The sequence below is a fragment of the Streptomyces coryli genome (genome assembly GCF_011044975.1).
GTDB classification, from domain to species: Bacteria; Actinomycetota; Actinomycetes; order Streptomycetales; family Streptomycetaceae; genus Streptomyces; species Streptomyces coryli.
In genome coordinates this window covers 1-16,746 of record NZ_JAAKZV010000184.1, presented here as the reverse complement: position 1 = coordinate 16,746, position 16,746 = coordinate 1, and the positions used below count along the sequence as shown (strand labels likewise).

Below are 16,746 nucleotides of genomic sequence, written 5' to 3'. Positions count from 1 at the left end.
GGGGCCGGGCGCGCCTGGTCCGGTGTGGCCGGCGGCCCTCGGCGCGGAGGCGGGCGGGCCTGCCGGTGGCGCGGCGGGGTTGTGGGGCGTGCCTGGTCCGGTGGCCCCCGGTGCGGAGGACGCTGCGGGGCCGGGCGCGGTGTGGCGGCGGCGCGGATGCCGGTAGTCGACCGGCCCGGACGGGGCGCCGGCGTCGGACGCGGCGGAGCCCGCGCCGGACGGATTGCCCGGAAGCGTCGCGTCCTCCGGCCCGCGCGCCTGCGGGATTACGGGCCCTGAGGGCCCGGGCACGGACGGGTGCTGGCTGCGCCGCGGATGGCCGTAATCGATCCCGTCGGCGCCGGCTCCGCCTACACCGGGTGCAGTGGCGCTGGTACCCGGGTGCCCAGCGCCGGAGGCGTCACCGGGCGGCCGGGCATCGGTCGCGCCCGGCACCGAGCCGCCAGCCGTCCCGCCCGCGGCGTCCGCAGTCCCGCCTGCCGTCGCGCCCGCAGCATCCGTTGTGGCACCCGCGGCATCCGTTGTCCCGCCCGCGCCGGCCGCCGTCGCGCCCGCAGCATCCGCCGTCGCGCCCGCGGCGTCCGTAGTCCCGCCGGTGGCGCCCGCCGTCGCACCCGCCCCGCCCGTCGCTCCCCCGCCGCCAGGGGCGGCACCGCGCAGCCCAGCCGCAGCCCGCCACCCCGCCCCGTCCGTACCACCCGGGGCCGGGGCCGAGAAGGATCGCTCGATGCCCTCCGCCACCGCCGCGTTGATCTCCCCTGCCAGCTGAAGCGCCGCAGGCAAGCCGTGGTCGGCCAGCATGGCCTCGAGGCCATCCGCGTAACCCTGCCCAATAGCGCGGACCTTCCAGGCGCCTTGGCGCCGGTACAGCTCCAGGGCCGTGACCGCGGACTCGCTGTCCAGGCCCGTCACCGCGAAGGTGGCGATCTCCACCCCGTCGAGGTCGGTGACCGCGGCGCGCGGCGGCGCGATCGCGCCGAAGCGCTCCGGGCCGCCGACGCCGATGGGCAGCGCGAGCAGCACATGCACCCGCTCGACCGCCTCCGGCAGCGCGTCCAGGTCGACGGCGAGGCGGTGTTCGGCCGCCGCCTGCCGTGGCACCTCGAGTCCGGGGAGCAGCGGCGCGCCCGGGTGCGCGACCCAGTCCGTGCCGCGCACCGTGCCGTCACCGTCGCCCAACGTCGCGCCGGCGACCACCGGCCGGTCCGCCGTGATCCGGATCTCCAGGCGGGTCGCGGGCAGCGGATGGTTCTGCCCATGGACCAGCTCGGCCGTCATCCGCTGCCCCCTCGTGTTTCGCGTACGACGCCTGGCAGGCGCTACAGCACCGGCAGGATGGACGGCATCAGGTCCTGGAAGGTGCGCCCTTGGGCGGGCGTGCCGACCGCGGTCATGGACCAGCCGGTGCCCACGCGGTGCACCTTCGCCATGATCTGGGCGGTGTACTGGCCGCCGCCGGTGAGCGTATAGCGGGCCAGCTCCTGGCCGTTGGTCTCGTCGACCAGGCGGCAGAACGCGTTCTGCACCTCGGCGAAGGTCTGGCCGGTGAAGGAGTTCACCGTGAAGACGATCTGGTCGATGTGCACCGGGATCCGCTGCAGGTCGACCAGGATCGACTCGTCGTCGCCGCCCTGGCCCGCGCCGCCGACGAGATTGTCGCCGGTGTGCCGGACGGAGCCGTCGTCGCTGACCAGATGACGGAAGAAGACCACGTCGACGGGCTGTTTGTCGGCGAAGAGCACCGCCGACGCGTCGAGGTCGACCTCACGGGTGCGGGAGCCGAAGAGGCCGCGGCGCGGCGCCGCTTGCCAGCCGAGCCCCATCCGCACCGCGGTCAGCGTGCCGCCGTCGGATTTCTGCAGGCTGATCGCCTGTCCCTTGGACAAGTTGACGCTCACGCGCTCTTCCCCTCCTTATGCCGCTGCTGCGGCCGCCCCCGTGTACCGCCGGCACGGCCGAACCCTGCAGGCCACCCTATGCGGGCCCGGCCGGGCTGCCGCCACCCGGGCCGTGCCTTTGTGGCGGTCTTGCAACAACCCGCCCCCGGGCGGCGGTCAGGCCAGCCCGCCCTCCCTCATCTGCCGCAGCTCCTTCTTCATCTCCGACACCTCGTCGCGCAGCCGCGCGGCGACCTCGAACTGCAGATCCGCCGCGGCCGCCCGCATCCGGTCGGTCATCTCCTCGATCTGCTTGGCCATATCGGCGGCGGGAGTCTCCGTGGGCTCGGCCGGCTGCGCCTTGCGCTTGGCGGCCTTCTTGGGGGACTGCTGCCTGAGGTCGGGCACCGGCGCCGGCTTGTTCTTGGTGCCGGCCGCTTCCGCGTCCCGGTAGCCGCTGCCGAGCAGCTGCTCCGTGTCGAGGTCCTCGCGGGCGATCTGCGCCACGATGTCGTTGATCTTCTTGCGGAGCGGCTGCGGGTCGATGCCGCGCTCCTTGTTGTACGCCAGCTGCTTATCGCGGCGCCGGTTGGTCTCGTCGATGGCCTTGGCCATCGCCGGGGTGACCTTGTCGGCGTACATGTGCACCTGGCCCGAGACGTTACGGGCGGCGCGGCCGATGGTCTGGATCAGCGAGGTGCCGGAGCGGAGGAAGCCCTCCTTGTCGGCGTCGAGGATCGAGACCAGGGAGACCTCGGGAAGGTCGAGGCCCTCACGGAGCAGGTTGATGCCGACCAGCACGTCGTACTCGCCGCTGCGCAGCTCCCGCAGCAGCTCCACCCGGCGCAGCGTGTCGACGTCGCTGTGCAGATAGCGGACCTGGATGCCGAGTTCGACGAAGTAGTCGGTGAGGTCCTCGGCCATCTTCTTGGTGAGCGTGGTGACCAGGACCCGCTCGTCCTTCTCGGCGCGGGTGCGGATCTCGTGCACCAGGTCATCGATCTGTCCCTCGGTCGGCTTGACCACGACCTCCGGGTCGACCAGCCCGGTCGGGCGGATGATCTGCTCCACGACGCCGTCGCCGCGGGAGAGCTCGTACTTGCCGGGGGTGGCCGACAGATAGACGGTCTGGTCGGTGCGCTCCAGGAACTCCTCCCACTTCAGCGGGCGGTTGTCCAGCGCGGACGGCAGCCGGAAGCCGTGGTCGACCAGGGTGCGCTTACGGGCGGCGTCGCCCTCGTACATCGCGCCGATCTGCGGCACGGTGACATGCGACTCGTCCAGGACGAGCAGGAAGTCGTCCGGGAAATAGTCGAGCAGGGTGTGCGGCGGGGAGCCTGGGTCGCGGTCGTCCATGTGCAGCGAATAGTTCTCGACGCCGGAGCAGGTGCCGATCTGCTGCAGCATCTCCAGGTCGTACGTGGTCCGCATGCGCAGCCGCTGGGCCTCCAGCATCTTGCCCTGCTTCTCCATGGCGGCGAGCTGCTCGGCGAGCTCGGTCTCGATGCCCTTGATCGCCTTGGCCATGCGCTCGGGCCCGGCGATGTAGTGCGAGGCGGGGAAGACGTACAGCTGCTCGTCCTCGCTGATCACCTCGCCGGTGATCGGGTGCAGCGTGGACAGCGCCTCGATCTCGTCGCCGAACATCTCGATCCGGACGGCCAGCTCCTCGTACACCGGGAAGATCTCGATGGTGTCACCGCGGACCCGGAAGGTGCCGCGCTGGAATGCCTGGTCATTGCGCGCGTACTGGATGTCCACAAAGCGGCGCAGCAGCTGGTCGCGGTCGAACTCCTCGCCGACCTTGAGCGGGACCATGCGGTCCACGTACTCCTGCGGGGTGCCCAGGCCGTAGATGCACGAGACGGAGGCGACCACGACGACGTCGCGGCGGGTGAGCAGCGAGTTCGTCGCGGAGTGCCGCAGCCGCTCGACCTCCTCATTGATCGAGGAGTCCTTCTCGATGTACGTATCCGTCTGCGGGACGTACGCCTCGGGCTGGTAGTAGTCGTAGTAGGAGACGAAGTACTCCACCGCGTTGTTCGGCAGGAGCTCGCGGAACTCGTTGGCCAGCTGGGCGGCCAGGGTCTTGTTCGGCGCCATGACCAGCGTGGGCCGCTGCAGCCGCTCGATCATCCAGGCCGTGGTCGCCGACTTGCCGGTGCCGGTCGCGCCGAGCAGCACGACGTCCTTCTCGCCGGCCTTGATACGACGCTCGAGCTCGTCGATGGCCGCCGGCTGGTCGCCGCTGGGCTGGTAGGGACTGACGACCTCGAAGGGCGCCACGGTGCGTTCAATGTCGGATACGGGCCGCATGAGACCCACCGTACGACCCGGCACCGACAACCGGACTCGGACGAGCCGGCAAGCAAGGCCGTTACCAGCCAAAAAACGGCCCGTGACCAGCGCGAATACCGTTGCGTAACCCTGGTTCACCTGGCCAATAGTCCCGTTCACACTCTGGCCATCCCCTGCCCTATCCGAGGTTGCTTGTAGCTGCCACGCTCTGCGCGTCCGCGATCACACCAGGCAACTCCCACCCGAGGAGACCGGATGCACTACCGCACGTTCATGCGGCCGGCAGGCGCAGCGCTGGCCGTCGCCGCTGTCACGATCACCACCGCTCCGGCGGCATCCGCGGAGGCAGACACACCCCACCCCAGAGGACCGATAACGGTCGCCCACCGCGGCGCCTCGGCCGCTGTCCCCGAGAACACCCTCGCGGCCATCGACGAAGCCCGGGACATGGGCATCGACTGGGTCGAGAACGATGTCCAGCGCGCCAAGGACGGCGAGCTGGTGATCATGCACGACGACACCCTGGCCCGCACCACCGACGTGGAGCAGAAGTTCCCCGACCGGGCACCGTGGAAGGTCGCCGACTTCACCTGGAAGGAGATCTCCACCCTCGACGCGGGCAGCTGGAAGGGCCCGGAGTTCGCCGGGCTGAAGGTGCCGAACCTCGAGCAGTACATGAACCGGGTCGAGCACAACGACCAGCGGCTGGTCCTGGAGATCAAGAAGCCCGAGCTCTACCCGGGCATCGAGGCGGAGACCCTCAAGGAGCTGCGCGGGCTCGGCTGGCTCGACCGTACGCACGTGTCGCGCAAGCTCGTGATCCAGGCCTTCAGCGCGGACAGCGTGAAGAAGGTGCACGCGCTGCGACCGGACATCAAGACCGGCTTCCTCGGCACCCCGCCGGTGGCCGAGCTGCCGCAGTACGCGACCTTCGCGGACCAGATCAACTCCAACCACGGCACCGTGTCGGCCGACTACTACAAGGCCATCCACGCGCTGACCGGCCCGCACGGCCGGCGCCTGGAGAACTACACCTGGACCGTGGACGACCCGGCCCGGGCCGTCGAGCTGGCCAAGTGGGGCGCCGACGGGATCATCACCAACAAGCCCGACGAGATCGCCAAGGCGCTCGCCGCGGCGGACTTCGAGGTGGAGAAGAACGGCTGAGCCGTTCCGGACGGCCGCCGAGCCGTCCCTGACAGCGGCCGCGCCCTCAGCGACGCGGCTCGAACATCGCCCCGGACGCCCCGGCGTCCGGGGCTTCCGGCTGCCCGTCCCGCTCGTCGTCGGCCGGGCTGTGCCGCCACTCCCGCTCCAGCGGGTCCATGCCCACGAAGAGGCCGACGAAGACCAGCAGCAGCACCGGACCGATCAGGATCGGCGCCAGGATCTCCGCGGGCGACCGCCCGCCGCCGCCGGCCACCGCGCTGGCGTGCACGCTCAGCGCCTCCATGCCCGTGTAGTGCATGCCGGAGACGGCCACACCCATGATCAGCGCGGCCCCGACCGCCACCCCGAACTTCTTGACCGTCATCGCCAGCCACAGCGCCGCGGTGGCGGCGACCACCGCGATGAGTACGGAGAGGGTGACGACGCCCGGGTCGTACTCCTGGTAGCCGTTCGACATCCGCATGCCCGCCATGCCGAGGTAGTGCATGCAGGCGACGCCGATGCCGGTGATCACGCCGCCGGCGGTGAGGGCGAGCGGGGTGCGGCCCTGGTAGCCGACGAGGAAGACGCCGAGACCGGTCACGACGATCGCCACCAGGAGGCTGGAGAGGGTGACGGGTATGTCGTAATTGATCCGCACATCTTGGGCGGTGAAGCCCATCATCGCGATGAAGTGCATCGTGAAGATCCCGGTGCCGATGGCCACCGCACCCAGCGCGAGCCAGCCGGCCCGGCGCTCCTGGACGGACACCGCCCGCAGGGTGCAGCGCAGCCCGAGGGCACTCCCCAGGGCGGCCATGAGGAAGGCGGCGACCGGGGTGAGCAAACCGTACGAGAAGCCATCAACTGGCACAGAAGGACCGGACAATGAAGACTCCCGTGTGAGGATCTTGTGGGGGGCGCGTGGAGGTTGCGCGGGGCAACTAGTTGAAACGATGCTAATGACACGTCTGTACGGTGCCCGCCAATTAGGCCGTGCTTAAGTACGCCGATACCTAATCGGTATGTGGCGGATCATGATCAAAAAGGACAGCGGTGTCAGTGCCCCGCCGTAGGCTCCGGAACATGGACATCCGCGACTTCACCCTGAGCGTGCGGGACACCCCGATCGGTCCGCTGCTCCTGGCCGCCACGGCCGAGGGCCTCGTCAAGATCGGCTTCCATGCCGAGCCGGCAGCGGCCGAGGCGATGGAGGCCGGGCTGCGCGAGCGGCTCGGCGGGCAGCCGTCGGACGCCGGCGCGGATCACATAGCCGCGGCCGGGGCGCAGCTGGACGCGTATTTCGCGGGTGAGCTGCGGCATTTCGAGCTGCCGCTGGACTGGAGCCTGTCCCGGGGGTTCAACAGCGAGGTGCTGCACGAGCTGGCCGCCCGCGTTCCGTACGGCACGGTGGTCGGCTATCAGTTCCTCGCCGACCGGGTCGGCGAGCCGGGCGCCGCGCAGGCCGTCGGCCGCGCCATGGGCTCGAATCCGCTGCCCGTCGTCGTGCCCTGCCACCGGGTGGTGGAGAGCGGCGGCGGACTGGGCGGATTCGGGGGCGGCCTGGAGACCAAGCGACGGCTGCTGGCCATTGAAGGGGTGCTTCCGGAGCCGTTGTTCTGACAGGATGCCGCTCGCCGGAAGAGCGGAATCCGTCACTCCAGAGAGGTCACGGGCGTGAGCAAGCAGATCGCGCTGCTGCGGGGGATCAATGTCAGCGGTACGAACAAGATCCCGATGGCACGCCTGCGCGAGGTCCTGACCGACCGCGGTTACGCCAACGTCGTCACGTACGTGGCCAGCGGCAATGTCGTCTTCGACGACCCGGGCACGGCCACCGAGAAGACGGCGGTGGGCATCGCCTCGGCGATCCAGGAGGAGTTCGGCCTGGATATCCCCGTGATCGTCCGCACCCGCGACGAGATCGCGGCGGTGATCGACGGCAATCCGCTCCCGGAAGGCCTCGCCGAGCCGGCGAAGTTCGTCGCGGTCTTCCTGTCAGCGCAGCCGAAGAACGCCTGGTTCGTCACGGACGACCCGAAGAAGTACGAGCCGGACCAGTACGTGATCGCCGACCGCGTGGTCTACATGTGGTGCCCCGGCGGCCTCGGCCGCTCCAAGCTCGCGGCCAACTTCGCCAACAAGAAGGTCCCGTTCACGGCCACCGCGCGGAACTGGAACACGGTGCTGAAGCTGCTGGAGCTGGCGGACGAGGCGTAAGCCCGCCGCTCGCGGACGTCACAGCACTCACGGACCTCACGGACCTCACGGACCTCACGGACCTCACGGACCTCGCGGACCTCACGGCCGCAGCCGCGCGAAGGCCTCCATCCGCCGCCGGTGGTAGTCGAGGTCCTCCGCGTCATGCTCCACCCCGCGCGCCACCGCCTGCGCGAAGTACGCGCCCTCACGCCGCAGCCGATGCCGCATCAGCTGCGCCAGCTCCTCGTCGCTCACCGCCCCGGCCGTGCCGCCCGCCTCCAGATACGCGTCGACGAAGCGGCGCGCGTCCGCGAAGCTCTCGCCGGTCTCGTTCGCGAACTCCAGCGCCGCGCTGCCCACTTCCACCTCCGGCGGCGCGACGAGGGCCTCGTCCCAGTCGAGTACGGCGACCAGCCGCCGCGGCTCGGCCCGGTCGGCGAGCAGGTTGCCGTGGTAGAAGTCGCCGTGCAGCGGATGCCGCAGCCGGGCCCGCCCCGAGAACTCCGCCAGCCAGGCGTCCAGCTCCGGGTCGCGCAGCCGCGGATCCTCGTACGCCACCTCCCCGCGCAGCCCCGTCTCCAGAAACGACGGCCGCGGCCGCGCCGGCAGCCGGACATCCGCCAACGCCCGGTGCAGCCGCGCCAGCAGCCGCGCCGCCGCCACCGCCTCCGCACAGCCCCCGGCCCGCGCCGCCACCGCGACCGCGTGGCACCACTCCACCTCCGCGAGGTCCTTCTCGTACGCCCCGATCCGCACCACCCGGTCCCCGACCCGCCAGGCAGCCGACTCCTCACCGCCGTAGAGCCGTTCCGCCGTCCCCACGACCCCGGTCGCCGCCCGTACGGCCGCGGTGAGCGGCACCTCCACGAAGATCAAGCCGACCTGCCCTCTCCGTGCCCCAGCCCGTCGGCCCACCGTTCCAGCGCCACGAAGTCCTCCTCCACCAGCCCCACCCGCGGATCGACCCAGTGCAGCAGCGCGGGCGCGTCGTGATGCGCCGCCACCCACTCCCGGTCCGCCTCCCCGATCTCGTCGTCCACCCACGCGAACGGCCGCCCGGCCGCCCACGCCACGACCTGCCGCGTCTTCCAGTACAGCCCGTCCGGATCCGGCAGATGCATCCCGGTCCACTCGATCACCTCGAGCGTCGGCAGCCCGAGCGCTCGGCCGCCGACCACGACGTTCGCCTCGTGCATCCACGTCGTGGCCCACACCAAGTGGTACGGCAGCCGCTGCAGCCGCTCCCCGTGCGCCGGGTTGAGCCAGACGCTCAGCGTGCCGACCTGCAGCCCGGTGACGACATACGTCCGGTAGCCCGGCGGACACCCCGGCGCCGCCCAGGGGTTGAGCGGCCCGTCCACGTCGAGCATCAGCAGCGGGCGTTCATCGGTCATACGCCGACCGTAAGCTCCCGCCGCGAAATTCCCGCGCACGCGCGCCCGCCCGGCCCGTACGCTCCAAGGAACATGGAAATGACCAACCGACGTCTGATACGCACCTCCAAGACCCTCTCGCTCTGCCTGCGCCACGACCCCGGCCGCTTCGGCGTCACGCTCGACGGGTCCGGCTGGGCCGAGGTGGGCGCCCTCCTGACCGCGCTGGCCGCCCACGGCGTGCGGCTCACCCGCGCCGAGCTCGACGAGGTCGTCGAGCGCAACGACAAGCGCCGCTTCGCCTTCGACGACAGCGGCGCCCGCATCCGCGCCAGCCAGGGCCACAGCATCAACGTCGACCTAGGCTACGAGCCCGCCGCACCACCGGAGACCCTGTACCACGGCACCGTGGCCCGGGTGCTGGGCCTGATCATGGACGAGGGCCTGCGCCCCATGGCCCGGCACGACGTGCACCTCTCCGCCGACGTGGCGACGGCCCGTAAGGTCGGCTCCCGGCGCGGCAGGCCGGTCGTGCTCACGGTCGCCGCCGCCCGCATGCACGCCGCCGGGCACACCTTCCGCACCAGCGCCAACGGCGTCTGGCTGACGCCCGCGGTGCCGCCGGAACACCTCGGCGTACTACCGGACGAGCCGACCCCTTGATCCGTTGGCGGACCGACCCCTTAGGGTCGTCGCCATGCCCATACCAGAGGTCATCCCGATACGTTACGAACCGGGCTACCGCACCGAGAACATCGGCCGTTACGCCGACGGCCAGTTCTTCGCCTCGATCACGGCCGGCTATCCGCCCGACTACACGATGGGCCCGGACTGGCACGAGCATCGCCGCTGGTACGTGGTCCTGCACCGTTTCAAGCCCGACGGCGCCCACCTCGACTCCGACATCTGGACGCCGGGTCCAGGGGTGCCCGCCGACGGCGCCCTCGACCAGCGGCTCGAGGACCTCCTCGACACGCTGCCGGGGCTGGAGTTCGGCGACATCGCCATCCAGCCCTTCGAGGTGACGGTGGACGGCATCCGCTTCGGCCTCGTCACCGAGAAACACGCCGAAAGCGATGACGGCGAGCCGGACTGGGCAGAGCTCTACCCGGACGGCCTCGGCTTCCACGAGCCGTGGGACGGGCTCTACGACACGTAACGACGCTTGGGGAGTGCGCACGTGAGGCTTACGGACGAGGTCCGCGACGCGCTGGCGGGCGGCGCCCCGGTGGTCGCGCTGGAGTCGACGATCATCGCCCACGGCCTGCCGCGCCCGCGCAACGCGGAGGTCGCGGCCGAGCTGGAGGCGCTGGTGCGCGCGGCGGGCGCGGTGCCCGCCACCATCGCCGTACTCGACGGCGAGCCGCACGTCGGCCTGACGAAGGCGGAGTTGGACCGGGTCGCGTACGACGAGGACATCCGCAAGCTCGGCACCCGCGACCTCGCCCCCGCCGCGGCGCTCGGCGCGAGCGGGGCGACGACCGTATCGGCAACGGCCTTTCTCGCGGCCCGCGCGGGCATCCGCGTCTTCGCCACCGGCGGCCTCGGCGGCGTGCACCGGGGCTGGGTGACGGTGCAGGACGAGTCGGCCGACCTGGGGCTGCTGGCGCGTACCCGGATCGCGGTGGTGTGCGCGGGCGTGAAGTCGATCCTGGACGTGCCGGCGACGCTGCAGCGGCTGGAGACGCTGGGGGTGGCGGTGGTCGGGTACGGGACGGCCGAATTCCCCGGGTTCTATCTGCGTACGTCCGGTGAGCCGGTGGACTGGACGGTGTCGACGCCGGAGGAGGCGGCCGCGGTGGTCCGCGCGCAGGACGCCCTCGGCGGGCCTCCGTCGGCGCTGATCGTGGCCAACCCGGTGCCGGTCGCCGAGCAGTTGGATCCGGCGCTGCACGACCGGGTGCTGACCGACGCGCTGGCGGCGGCGGAGCGCGAGGGCGTGACGGGGCAGGCGGTGACGCCGTATCTACTGGCGTATCTGACGGAGCACACGGCGGGCGCGTCCCTGGAAGCCAACCTGGCGGCGGTGCGCGGCAACGTACGGCTGGCCGGGGAGATCGCGACGCGGCTCAACCCACGCTCTGTGCGGGCGTGACGGGGTGCTCCTCGTCGTCGGGGACGTGATCACGGACGTCGTCGCCCGGCACGACAAGCCCCTCGCCCGCGGCACGGACACGGCGGCCCGGATCGCGCTGCTGCCGGGCGGCGCGGGCGCGAACTGCGCGGCCTGGGCGGCGCATTGCGGCGCGCGGGTGCGCTTACTGACCCGGGCGGGCGCGGACGCGGCGGACTGGCACCGGGACGAGCTGCTACGCGCCGGGGTGGAGCCGCATGTGGTGGTTGATCCCGGGGCGCCGACGGGGACGGTGATCGCGCTGGTCGACGGCGCGGACGCGGAGCGGAGCTTCCTCACGGACAGCGGCGCGAGCTTCCGGGCGGGCCCGCAGGACTGGTCGCCGCGGCTGCTGCGGGACGTCACGCGGCTGCATCTCTCCGGCTATCTCTACTTCACCCCGAACGGCCGCGCGCTGGCCGCCACCGCCGCGGCGGCGGCGCACGAGCGGGGTGTGCCGGTGAGCGTGGACCCCGCATCGGTGGGCTTCATCGAGGAGTTGGGCGTACGGGCCTTCGCGGCGGCGATCCGCGACGCGGACGTCCTGCTCCCGAACGCCTCGGAGGCGGCGCTGCTCACCGGCCTCGACGACCCGGCTAAGGCGGCGGCCGCGCTGGCCGCCCGGCACGGCGCGGCGGTGGTGACGCTGGGCGCGGCGGGCGCGGTCGCGGCCGGGCCGGGAGGCGCGGCGCCGGTACGCGTCCGGGCGCCGCGGGCGACGCCGCTCGACTCGACGGGGGCGGGAGACGCCTTCAACGGGGCGTATCTGGCGGCGGCTTGCGCGGGCGCCACGCCGGAGGCGGCGGCCGAGGCGGGCTGCCGGGCAGGTTCGCTGGCCGTGACGGTGATCGGCGGGCGACCGCCAGGTGAGAGTGTCGTGACGCGCTCCTGACAGACCGTCTCATCGGTGACACGCTACGGCTGCACGGCAATCGCACGCTCGATCGCACGCTCCATCGCACCCCCACCTCTGCACGCCCGTACATGTCCCCGTGCCGGCCTCCGGCACGTACCGGCAGAAGGAGTCCGCGTGACCCCCACTCCGCACCCCATCCGAATAACCGCCGCTCTGGGCGCAGTCGGCGCCCTCATAGCCGGCGCCGTGGCCTCCGCGGCACCCGCGAACGCGGCACCGCCGCCCTGGGCGCACGACACGAAAGACTCGAAGGACGGCGCGTCGTCGTTCTGGACCCCGGAACGCATGCGCGCGGCCAAGCCGCTCGACCTGCTCCCGGCGGATGCCGGCACGCTCGGCAAGAAGGTCCGCGAAGGCGCGAAGAAGCTGATCCCGTCGACCTCCCCGCGGGCGCTCCCCGAAGGCGGCGGGCCGTGGACCGGCGACGGCAAGGTGGTCACCACCTCCGGCCGCGTCTTCTTCAGCTACCAGGGCCGCACGGCCTCCTGCTCCGGCAACGCCGTGACCAGCGCCAACAAGTCCACGGTCCTCACCGCGGGGCACTGCGTGAAGATGGACGGCGCCTGGCACAAGGACTGGGTCTTCGTCCCCGGCTACCACGACGGCCAGGCCCCGCACGGCAAGTGGACGGCCGCCAAGACCCTCGCCACCCCGCAGTGGACGGCGAGCGAGGACATCAACTACGACGTCGGCGCGGCGGTCGTGAACCCGCTCGACGGCAAGCAGCTCACGGACGTCACCGGCGCCCAGGGCGTGGCCTTCAACACCGGCTACAACGTGGACATGTACGCCTTCGGCTTCCCGGCGGCGTCCCCGTATGACGGGTCGAAGCTCATCTACTGCAGCGGTCGCACGTCGAAGGACTTCCTGCTGTCCAAGGACCACGGGATGAACTGCGACATGACCGGCGGGTCGAGCGGCGGCCCCTGGTTCACCAAGTTCGACGAGGCGACGGGCACCGGCCTGCAGTCGTCGGTGAACAGCTTCAAGTACAACTTCCTGCCGAACATGATGTTCGGGCCGTACTTCGGCGCGGACGCGCAGAAGGTGTACGAGGAGGCGCAGAGCAGCTGAGGGGGGCGCGGCGGTCGCGGCCGGCGCGGCCGGCTCCGTCAGCTCCAGCCGTAACGGAGGCGGAGGCGGTGCTCTACGAGGTGGAAGCGCTGCCGGTCCAGGGCGCAGGCCTCGCGGCGCATGCCGTCGGGGTGGACGCGCAGGACACGGTCGAGGTCGACCCAGGAGTCCCGCCCGGAGCTGTCCCAGGGCCCGGAGCCGAGGGCGACCCACTCGCGGTCGCCGTCGTGGCGCTTGCTGGAGAGCTGGACGGCCAGCAGCGTGCCGGCCGGTTCGCGGGCGACGACGAGAACGGGGCGGTCCTTGCCGCGGCCGTCGTTCTCCTCGTAGGGGACCCAGGTCCAGACGATCTCGCCGGGGTCCGGGTCGCCGTCGTAGTCGGGGGCGTAGGAGGTACGGACCGGTCCTACGCGCTTGGGCTGTATCTCCACCGTCGCGCCGCGGCCTGAGCGGCCCGGGTTCGCGTCGGCGGCGTCGTCTTCGCGTTGCTGCGGGCTGATCGATTCGGTCACGGGCCGTACGCTACCGGCTCGGTTCGAGCGCGGTGGGCGCGGGCGGCCCGTGACCGGATCAGGCGGCCTTCACCCACTGCCGGCGCCGGTCGGCCGAGCGGCGGTGGCCGAGGGCGAAGCGGCGGTTGGAGCGGGCGTTGCGGGCGGCCTCGCCGCTGCGGCGCTCGTCGGCGGCCTTGCGGTGCAGGTCGTTGGCGCGGGCCTGGTGCATCTCGTACTCGAACATTTCGGTGTCTCCCTGTTTGTGTGGTGCTCTTTCCTTGGCGTACTTCTAATTTGCTCTCCAAGGGGGGTGCGCCACATCGGGCGACTGCCTCATCTATGGGGGCGGGGGGCCTTAGTTCGCGGGGCGGAGACGGCGATGGCGGCCTAAGACCCCTCCCGTAGTGCCTTAGATGGCTGGCGGACGGGTCGTTTACGCAGGTCAGGGTGGATTGTCAGTGGGGCGCTGTAGCTTTCCCGGCATGGACTACCACGACGTTGTCGATGAGCTCGAGACGGCCGAGCTGCGGCTCGGCCTCGCCGCCGCCGACCCGGACGAATCCGAGGCGGAGGCGGACGCGCAGGGCATGCGCGAGGCCGCCGCCCGCGGGGAGTACGGGATAGCCGGCTGGCTGCTGTCGATCGCTCGCTGAGCGATTACTGGCGCGATTACTGGCGCGATTACTGAGCGCTCGCTCACGCAGTCGCGCATCCATCCCGGGAAGGCGCATGCTGGAGGGAGGAGATGTATTGCCATGCCGACGAATCAGCGGCGGATGCCGCGCCTGATACGCAGCGGCGACGAGCCCGCCCACGCCCGCAGCCCCCTGCGGATGCGCTTCTGGCTGGCCCTGTGGGGCCTCCTCTGGACCCTGGCCGGCACCCTCGCCTTCGCCCTCACCGACCGCCCCGGCTGGGCCACCTTCTGCGCCATCCTCGCGGCAGCGGCGGCAGTGGACCTCGCCGTGGTCCGCCACCGCATACGCCAGGGCGCCCACTACCAGCCGGGCCCGACGGTGCCGCCGTACCACCCGGTGGACGACGACGAGCACCGCCCGCCCAAGGACTGAGCGGGACGGACTGAGCGGGACGGACTGAGCGGGACGGACGGAGCGGGACCCGGAGGCGGTATCCGGCCTCCGGGCCCCATGGTGCCGCCCATATGCGCACGCCGGCCTGCGTCAGGGAAACGGGTCGTACTCGTGCCCTCGTGCGCTGCCATTACGCAACCGGACCATGGGAGAGGTCCGGGCCGGAGTCGAACCGGCACTTCGAGGTCGCAGTTGCCCGCCCCCGGTCGACCGACGATCGGCGGCAAATGCTGAGTCTGGAGCAAGAATCTGAGATTGACCGCGACCACCCGCCCATGCGGGCACCCGCGCACATCACGACAAGCTTCAGTTTCAGCTTTGCGCTCCTTGGCGCACCCCGGCCACCGCCCTCACGGGACGCCGCCCGGGGAGCCGTCGACGCTACCCGAAGAGGTAGCCGAAGACCACATCTCCGACGTGCTGGTCGGTGACCTCGGCGCCGTTCGCCTCCTCGCGGGCGAACTTCACCGCCTGCTGCAGCTTCTCCACCCGCTCCAGCAGCTCGTTCACCCGCCGCTGCGGCAGCGCGCCGGAGAATTTGACGGTCGTCCAGTAGCCGACCGGCACATCCTCGTAATACACCTCGACCTGCGCCGGGTGGTGCTCGGTGGCCTCGGCCTTCACGTGGTTGCGCGGCACCTTCTTGGTACGGACCGTGCGCACCGGCTCGGTCTTCCACGAGTCGGTGGACGGGTCCTGAGCCCACGACTCGGCGGCGTCCAGCACCGGCAGCTTGCGCACGAAGGCGGCCACATCGGCGAGCTGCTTCTCCAGGAACAGGAGGTACGAAACGGGCACATCGCTCACCAGCACCCGGCCCTCGACGGTGATGTCGGCGCGGGCGGTGCAGTTGGCCCAGTCCTTCGTGGCGGTCACGTCGAAGAGCCGGGTCAGCGTCGCAGCCGTATCGCGCAGCACCTGCTCGGCGCCGACCTGCACCCGCGTCGACTCGGGCGGCAGCTGCTCGCCCTCCTCGTCCTTCGGCTGGTACGTCCGCGAGATGCCGGCCAGCAGCGCCGGCTTCTGCAGCCCATGCCGCACCGACGCCAGGTCCTGCTGCGACTTGGCCTTGACGCCCTTCTCGACTGCGATGATCTGATTGAGTTTCGCCACGAGCCGCACGCTAACAGGAGTTGCGTACGGTAATCGAACGAATATGGGGGAGCGTTGGACGTTCAGGCGGACGAACTCACCTTGCCGGAACGGCAGTTGTGGGAGGCGTTCACCGCGGCCCGGGAAGTCGATCTGCGTACCGGCGATCCGGACGGTGACGATCCGGCGGGCGGCGCCGACTGGGGCCCGGAGCGGACCATCCGCGCCGAGGTCATCGCGGCGCTGCTGCTCGGCGCGCGGGAGACCGAGCCCGGGCGCAAGGCTGGAGTGACCCTGGTGGGGGCCCGGATCACGGGCAGCCTGGAGCTGGACAACACCGAGTTCGAGTGCCACCTGCGGCTCAAAGGCTGCTGGTTCGAGCAGCGGGTGAATCTCTACGGCGCCCGCACCCGCCAGCTGAGCTTCTCGGCTTCGCACCTCAACGGGATCATGGCTTCGCTCGCCCAGATCGACGGCAATCTGCGGCTGAAATGGTGCCACTCGAGGGCCGAGGTGAGCCTCGTCGGCACCCGCGTATCCGGAGCACTGAGCATGGACGAGGCGCACCTCGTCGCCGCCGACGGCGCCGCTCTCGACGGCAACCGGCTCCAGGTGGACAACGACCTGCTGATGCGGCACCTGACAGCCGAGGGCCGCATATCCCTGCGCAGCGCCCACATCGGCGGCAGCGTGCAACTCCGCGAATCCCAGCTGCACGGCGCCACCGGCATCCACGCCCCCGACCACGCGGACGGCCTCCCGGACCGGGGCGGCGCCACGGCCCTGGACGCCGTCCGCCTCCAGGTCGGTGTGGACTTCACCGCCTACCGCTTGCGGACCACCGGCGCTCTGATCCTGCGCGGCGCCGCCGTGACCGGCACACTCTTCCTCCGCGCCGCCCAGCTCACCAATCCCGACGGCCGCACCCTCGACGCCGCAGGCGCGCAGATCGGTGCGGGTGTGGTGCTGGACCACGGCTTCACGGCCGACGGCCAGATCCGCCTCGCCGGCGCCGAGACCCCGAGCCGCATCGTCCTGGAGGGCGCCCGCCTCACCGCCCCCGACAC

The 16,746-nt window shown here is 71.4% G+C and carries 19 protein-coding genes and 1 pseudogene; 11 read left to right on the top strand and 9 right to left on the bottom strand.

The features are described 5' to 3' along the window. From G5C51_RS30150 to uvrB, 3 genes are all read right to left on the bottom strand, one after another. Positions 1-1,278, bottom strand: a 1,278-nt coding sequence (locus tag G5C51_RS30150; RefSeq protein WP_165241825.1) for a TerD family protein, incomplete at its 3' end; no start/stop codon positions are given. Positions 1,279-1,319: 41 nt separating this feature from the next. Next, a complete protein-coding gene (locus G5C51_RS30145) occupies positions 1,320-1,898 on the bottom strand; it encodes a TerD family protein (protein ID WP_165241823.1) in 579 nt (192 codons plus the stop codon). 156 nt (positions 1,899-2,054) lie between these two features. Then, positions 2,055-4,193, bottom strand: a complete 2,139-nt coding sequence (gene uvrB, locus G5C51_RS30140; RefSeq protein WP_165241821.1) for an excinuclease ABC subunit UvrB — start codon at positions 4,191-4,193, stop codon at positions 2,055-2,057. A gap of 237 nt (positions 4,194-4,430) precedes the next feature. On the opposite strand from uvrB, the gene G5C51_RS30135 reads away from it, so the two are divergent. After that, positions 4,431-5,342: a glycerophosphodiester phosphodiesterase gene (locus G5C51_RS30135; protein WP_165241819.1), complete on the top strand. Its 912-nt coding sequence runs from the start codon at positions 4,431-4,433 to the stop codon at positions 5,340-5,342. A gap of 46 nt (positions 5,343-5,388) precedes the next feature. Here G5C51_RS30135 and G5C51_RS30130 read toward each other — a convergent pair whose 3' ends face one another. After that, positions 5,389-6,198, bottom strand: coding sequence for an MHYT domain-containing protein (locus G5C51_RS30130; protein WP_165241817.1), 810 nt, complete (start codon positions 6,196-6,198; stop codon positions 5,389-5,391). A 212-nt stretch (positions 6,199-6,410) separates the two neighbouring features. Here G5C51_RS30130 and G5C51_RS30125 point away from each other — a divergent pair, with 212 nt between their 5' ends. Beyond that, positions 6,411-6,947, top strand: a complete 537-nt coding sequence (locus G5C51_RS30125; protein WP_165241815.1) for a methylated-DNA--[protein]-cysteine S-methyltransferase — start codon at positions 6,411-6,413, stop codon at positions 6,945-6,947. Between the two features lie 54 nt (positions 6,948-7,001). Continuing rightward, positions 7,002-7,544 (top strand): DUF1697 domain-containing protein, encoded by a 543-nt coding sequence (locus G5C51_RS30120; protein ID WP_165241813.1) that lies wholly within the window; start codon positions 7,002-7,004, stop codon positions 7,542-7,544. An 81-nt stretch (positions 7,545-7,625) separates the two neighbouring features. Here the strand turns inward: G5C51_RS30120 and G5C51_RS30115 are convergent, their stop codons facing one another. Both G5C51_RS30115 and G5C51_RS30110 read right to left on the bottom strand, forming a co-directional pair. After that, positions 7,626-8,393 (bottom strand): phosphotransferase family protein, encoded by a 768-nt coding sequence (locus G5C51_RS30115; protein WP_338118354.1) that lies wholly within the window; start codon positions 8,391-8,393, stop codon positions 7,626-7,628. A 5-nt stretch (positions 8,394-8,398) separates the two neighbouring features. Next, positions 8,399-8,920 (bottom strand): HAD domain-containing protein, encoded by a 522-nt coding sequence (locus G5C51_RS30110; protein WP_165241809.1) that lies wholly within the window; start codon positions 8,918-8,920, stop codon positions 8,399-8,401. 78 nt (positions 8,921-8,998) lie between these two features. Between G5C51_RS30110 and G5C51_RS30105 the strand changes: the two genes are divergently transcribed. The 5 genes from G5C51_RS30105 (at position 8,999) to G5C51_RS30085 (ending at position 13,002) form a co-directional block, all read left to right on the top strand. Continuing rightward, the gene (locus G5C51_RS30105) at positions 8,999-9,562 is read left to right on the top strand and encodes an RNA 2'-phosphotransferase (protein ID WP_165241807.1); all 564 of its coding nucleotides are present in this window, start codon (positions 8,999-9,001) and stop codon (positions 9,560-9,562) included. Between the two features lie 34 nt (positions 9,563-9,596). Next, positions 9,597-10,058, top strand: coding sequence for a hypothetical protein (locus tag G5C51_RS30100; protein ID WP_165241805.1), 462 nt, complete (start codon positions 9,597-9,599; stop codon positions 10,056-10,058). Between the two features lie 21 nt (positions 10,059-10,079). Beyond that, the gene (locus G5C51_RS30095) at positions 10,080-10,994 is read left to right on the top strand and encodes a pseudouridine-5'-phosphate glycosidase (protein WP_165241803.1); all 915 of its coding nucleotides are present in this window, start codon (positions 10,080-10,082) and stop codon (positions 10,992-10,994) included. Positions 10,995-10,998: 4 nt separating this feature from the next. Then, complete coding sequence (locus tag G5C51_RS30090) at positions 10,999-11,904, top strand: PfkB family carbohydrate kinase (RefSeq protein ID WP_165241801.1); 906 nt, start codon at positions 10,999-11,001, stop codon at positions 11,902-11,904. A 138-nt stretch (positions 11,905-12,042) separates the two neighbouring features. Further along, positions 12,043-13,002 carry a trypsin-like serine peptidase gene (locus G5C51_RS30085; RefSeq protein ID WP_165241799.1) on the top strand — a complete coding sequence of 320 codons (960 nt, stop codon included), beginning with the start codon at positions 12,043-12,045 and terminating at the stop codon, positions 13,000-13,002. Positions 13,003-13,040: 38 nt separating this feature from the next. Here G5C51_RS30085 and G5C51_RS30080 read toward each other — a convergent pair whose 3' ends face one another. Next, positions 13,041-13,514, bottom strand: a complete 474-nt coding sequence (locus tag G5C51_RS30080) for a type II toxin-antitoxin system PemK/MazF family toxin (protein ID WP_420824870.1) — start codon at positions 13,512-13,514, stop codon at positions 13,041-13,043. Positions 13,515-13,572: 58 nt separating this feature from the next. Next, a complete protein-coding gene (locus tag G5C51_RS30075; protein ID WP_165241797.1) occupies positions 13,573-13,740 on the bottom strand; it encodes a hypothetical protein in 168 nt (55 codons plus the stop codon). A gap of 238 nt (positions 13,741-13,978) precedes the next feature. On the opposite strand from G5C51_RS30075, the gene G5C51_RS30070 reads away from it, so the two are divergent. Both G5C51_RS30070 and G5C51_RS30065 read left to right on the top strand, forming a co-directional pair. Continuing rightward, positions 13,979-14,149 (top strand): hypothetical protein, encoded by a 171-nt coding sequence (locus G5C51_RS30070; protein ID WP_165241793.1) that lies wholly within the window; start codon positions 13,979-13,981, stop codon positions 14,147-14,149. A gap of 102 nt (positions 14,150-14,251) precedes the next feature. Beyond that, positions 14,252-14,566: a DUF6343 family protein gene (locus tag G5C51_RS30065; RefSeq protein ID WP_240930026.1), complete on the top strand. Its 315-nt coding sequence runs from the start codon at positions 14,252-14,254 to the stop codon at positions 14,564-14,566. Between the two features lie 402 nt (positions 14,567-14,968). Here the strand turns inward: G5C51_RS30065 and G5C51_RS30060 are convergent, their stop codons facing one another. Further along, positions 14,969-15,700 (bottom strand): DUF7873 family protein, encoded by a 732-nt coding sequence (locus G5C51_RS30060; RefSeq protein WP_165241795.1) that lies wholly within the window; start codon positions 15,698-15,700, stop codon positions 14,969-14,971. Positions 15,701-15,754: 54 nt separating this feature from the next. Here G5C51_RS30060 and G5C51_RS30055 point away from each other — a divergent pair. Beyond that, a pseudogene (locus G5C51_RS30055) lies at positions 15,755-16,746 on the top strand (hypothetical protein); the annotation flags it as partial.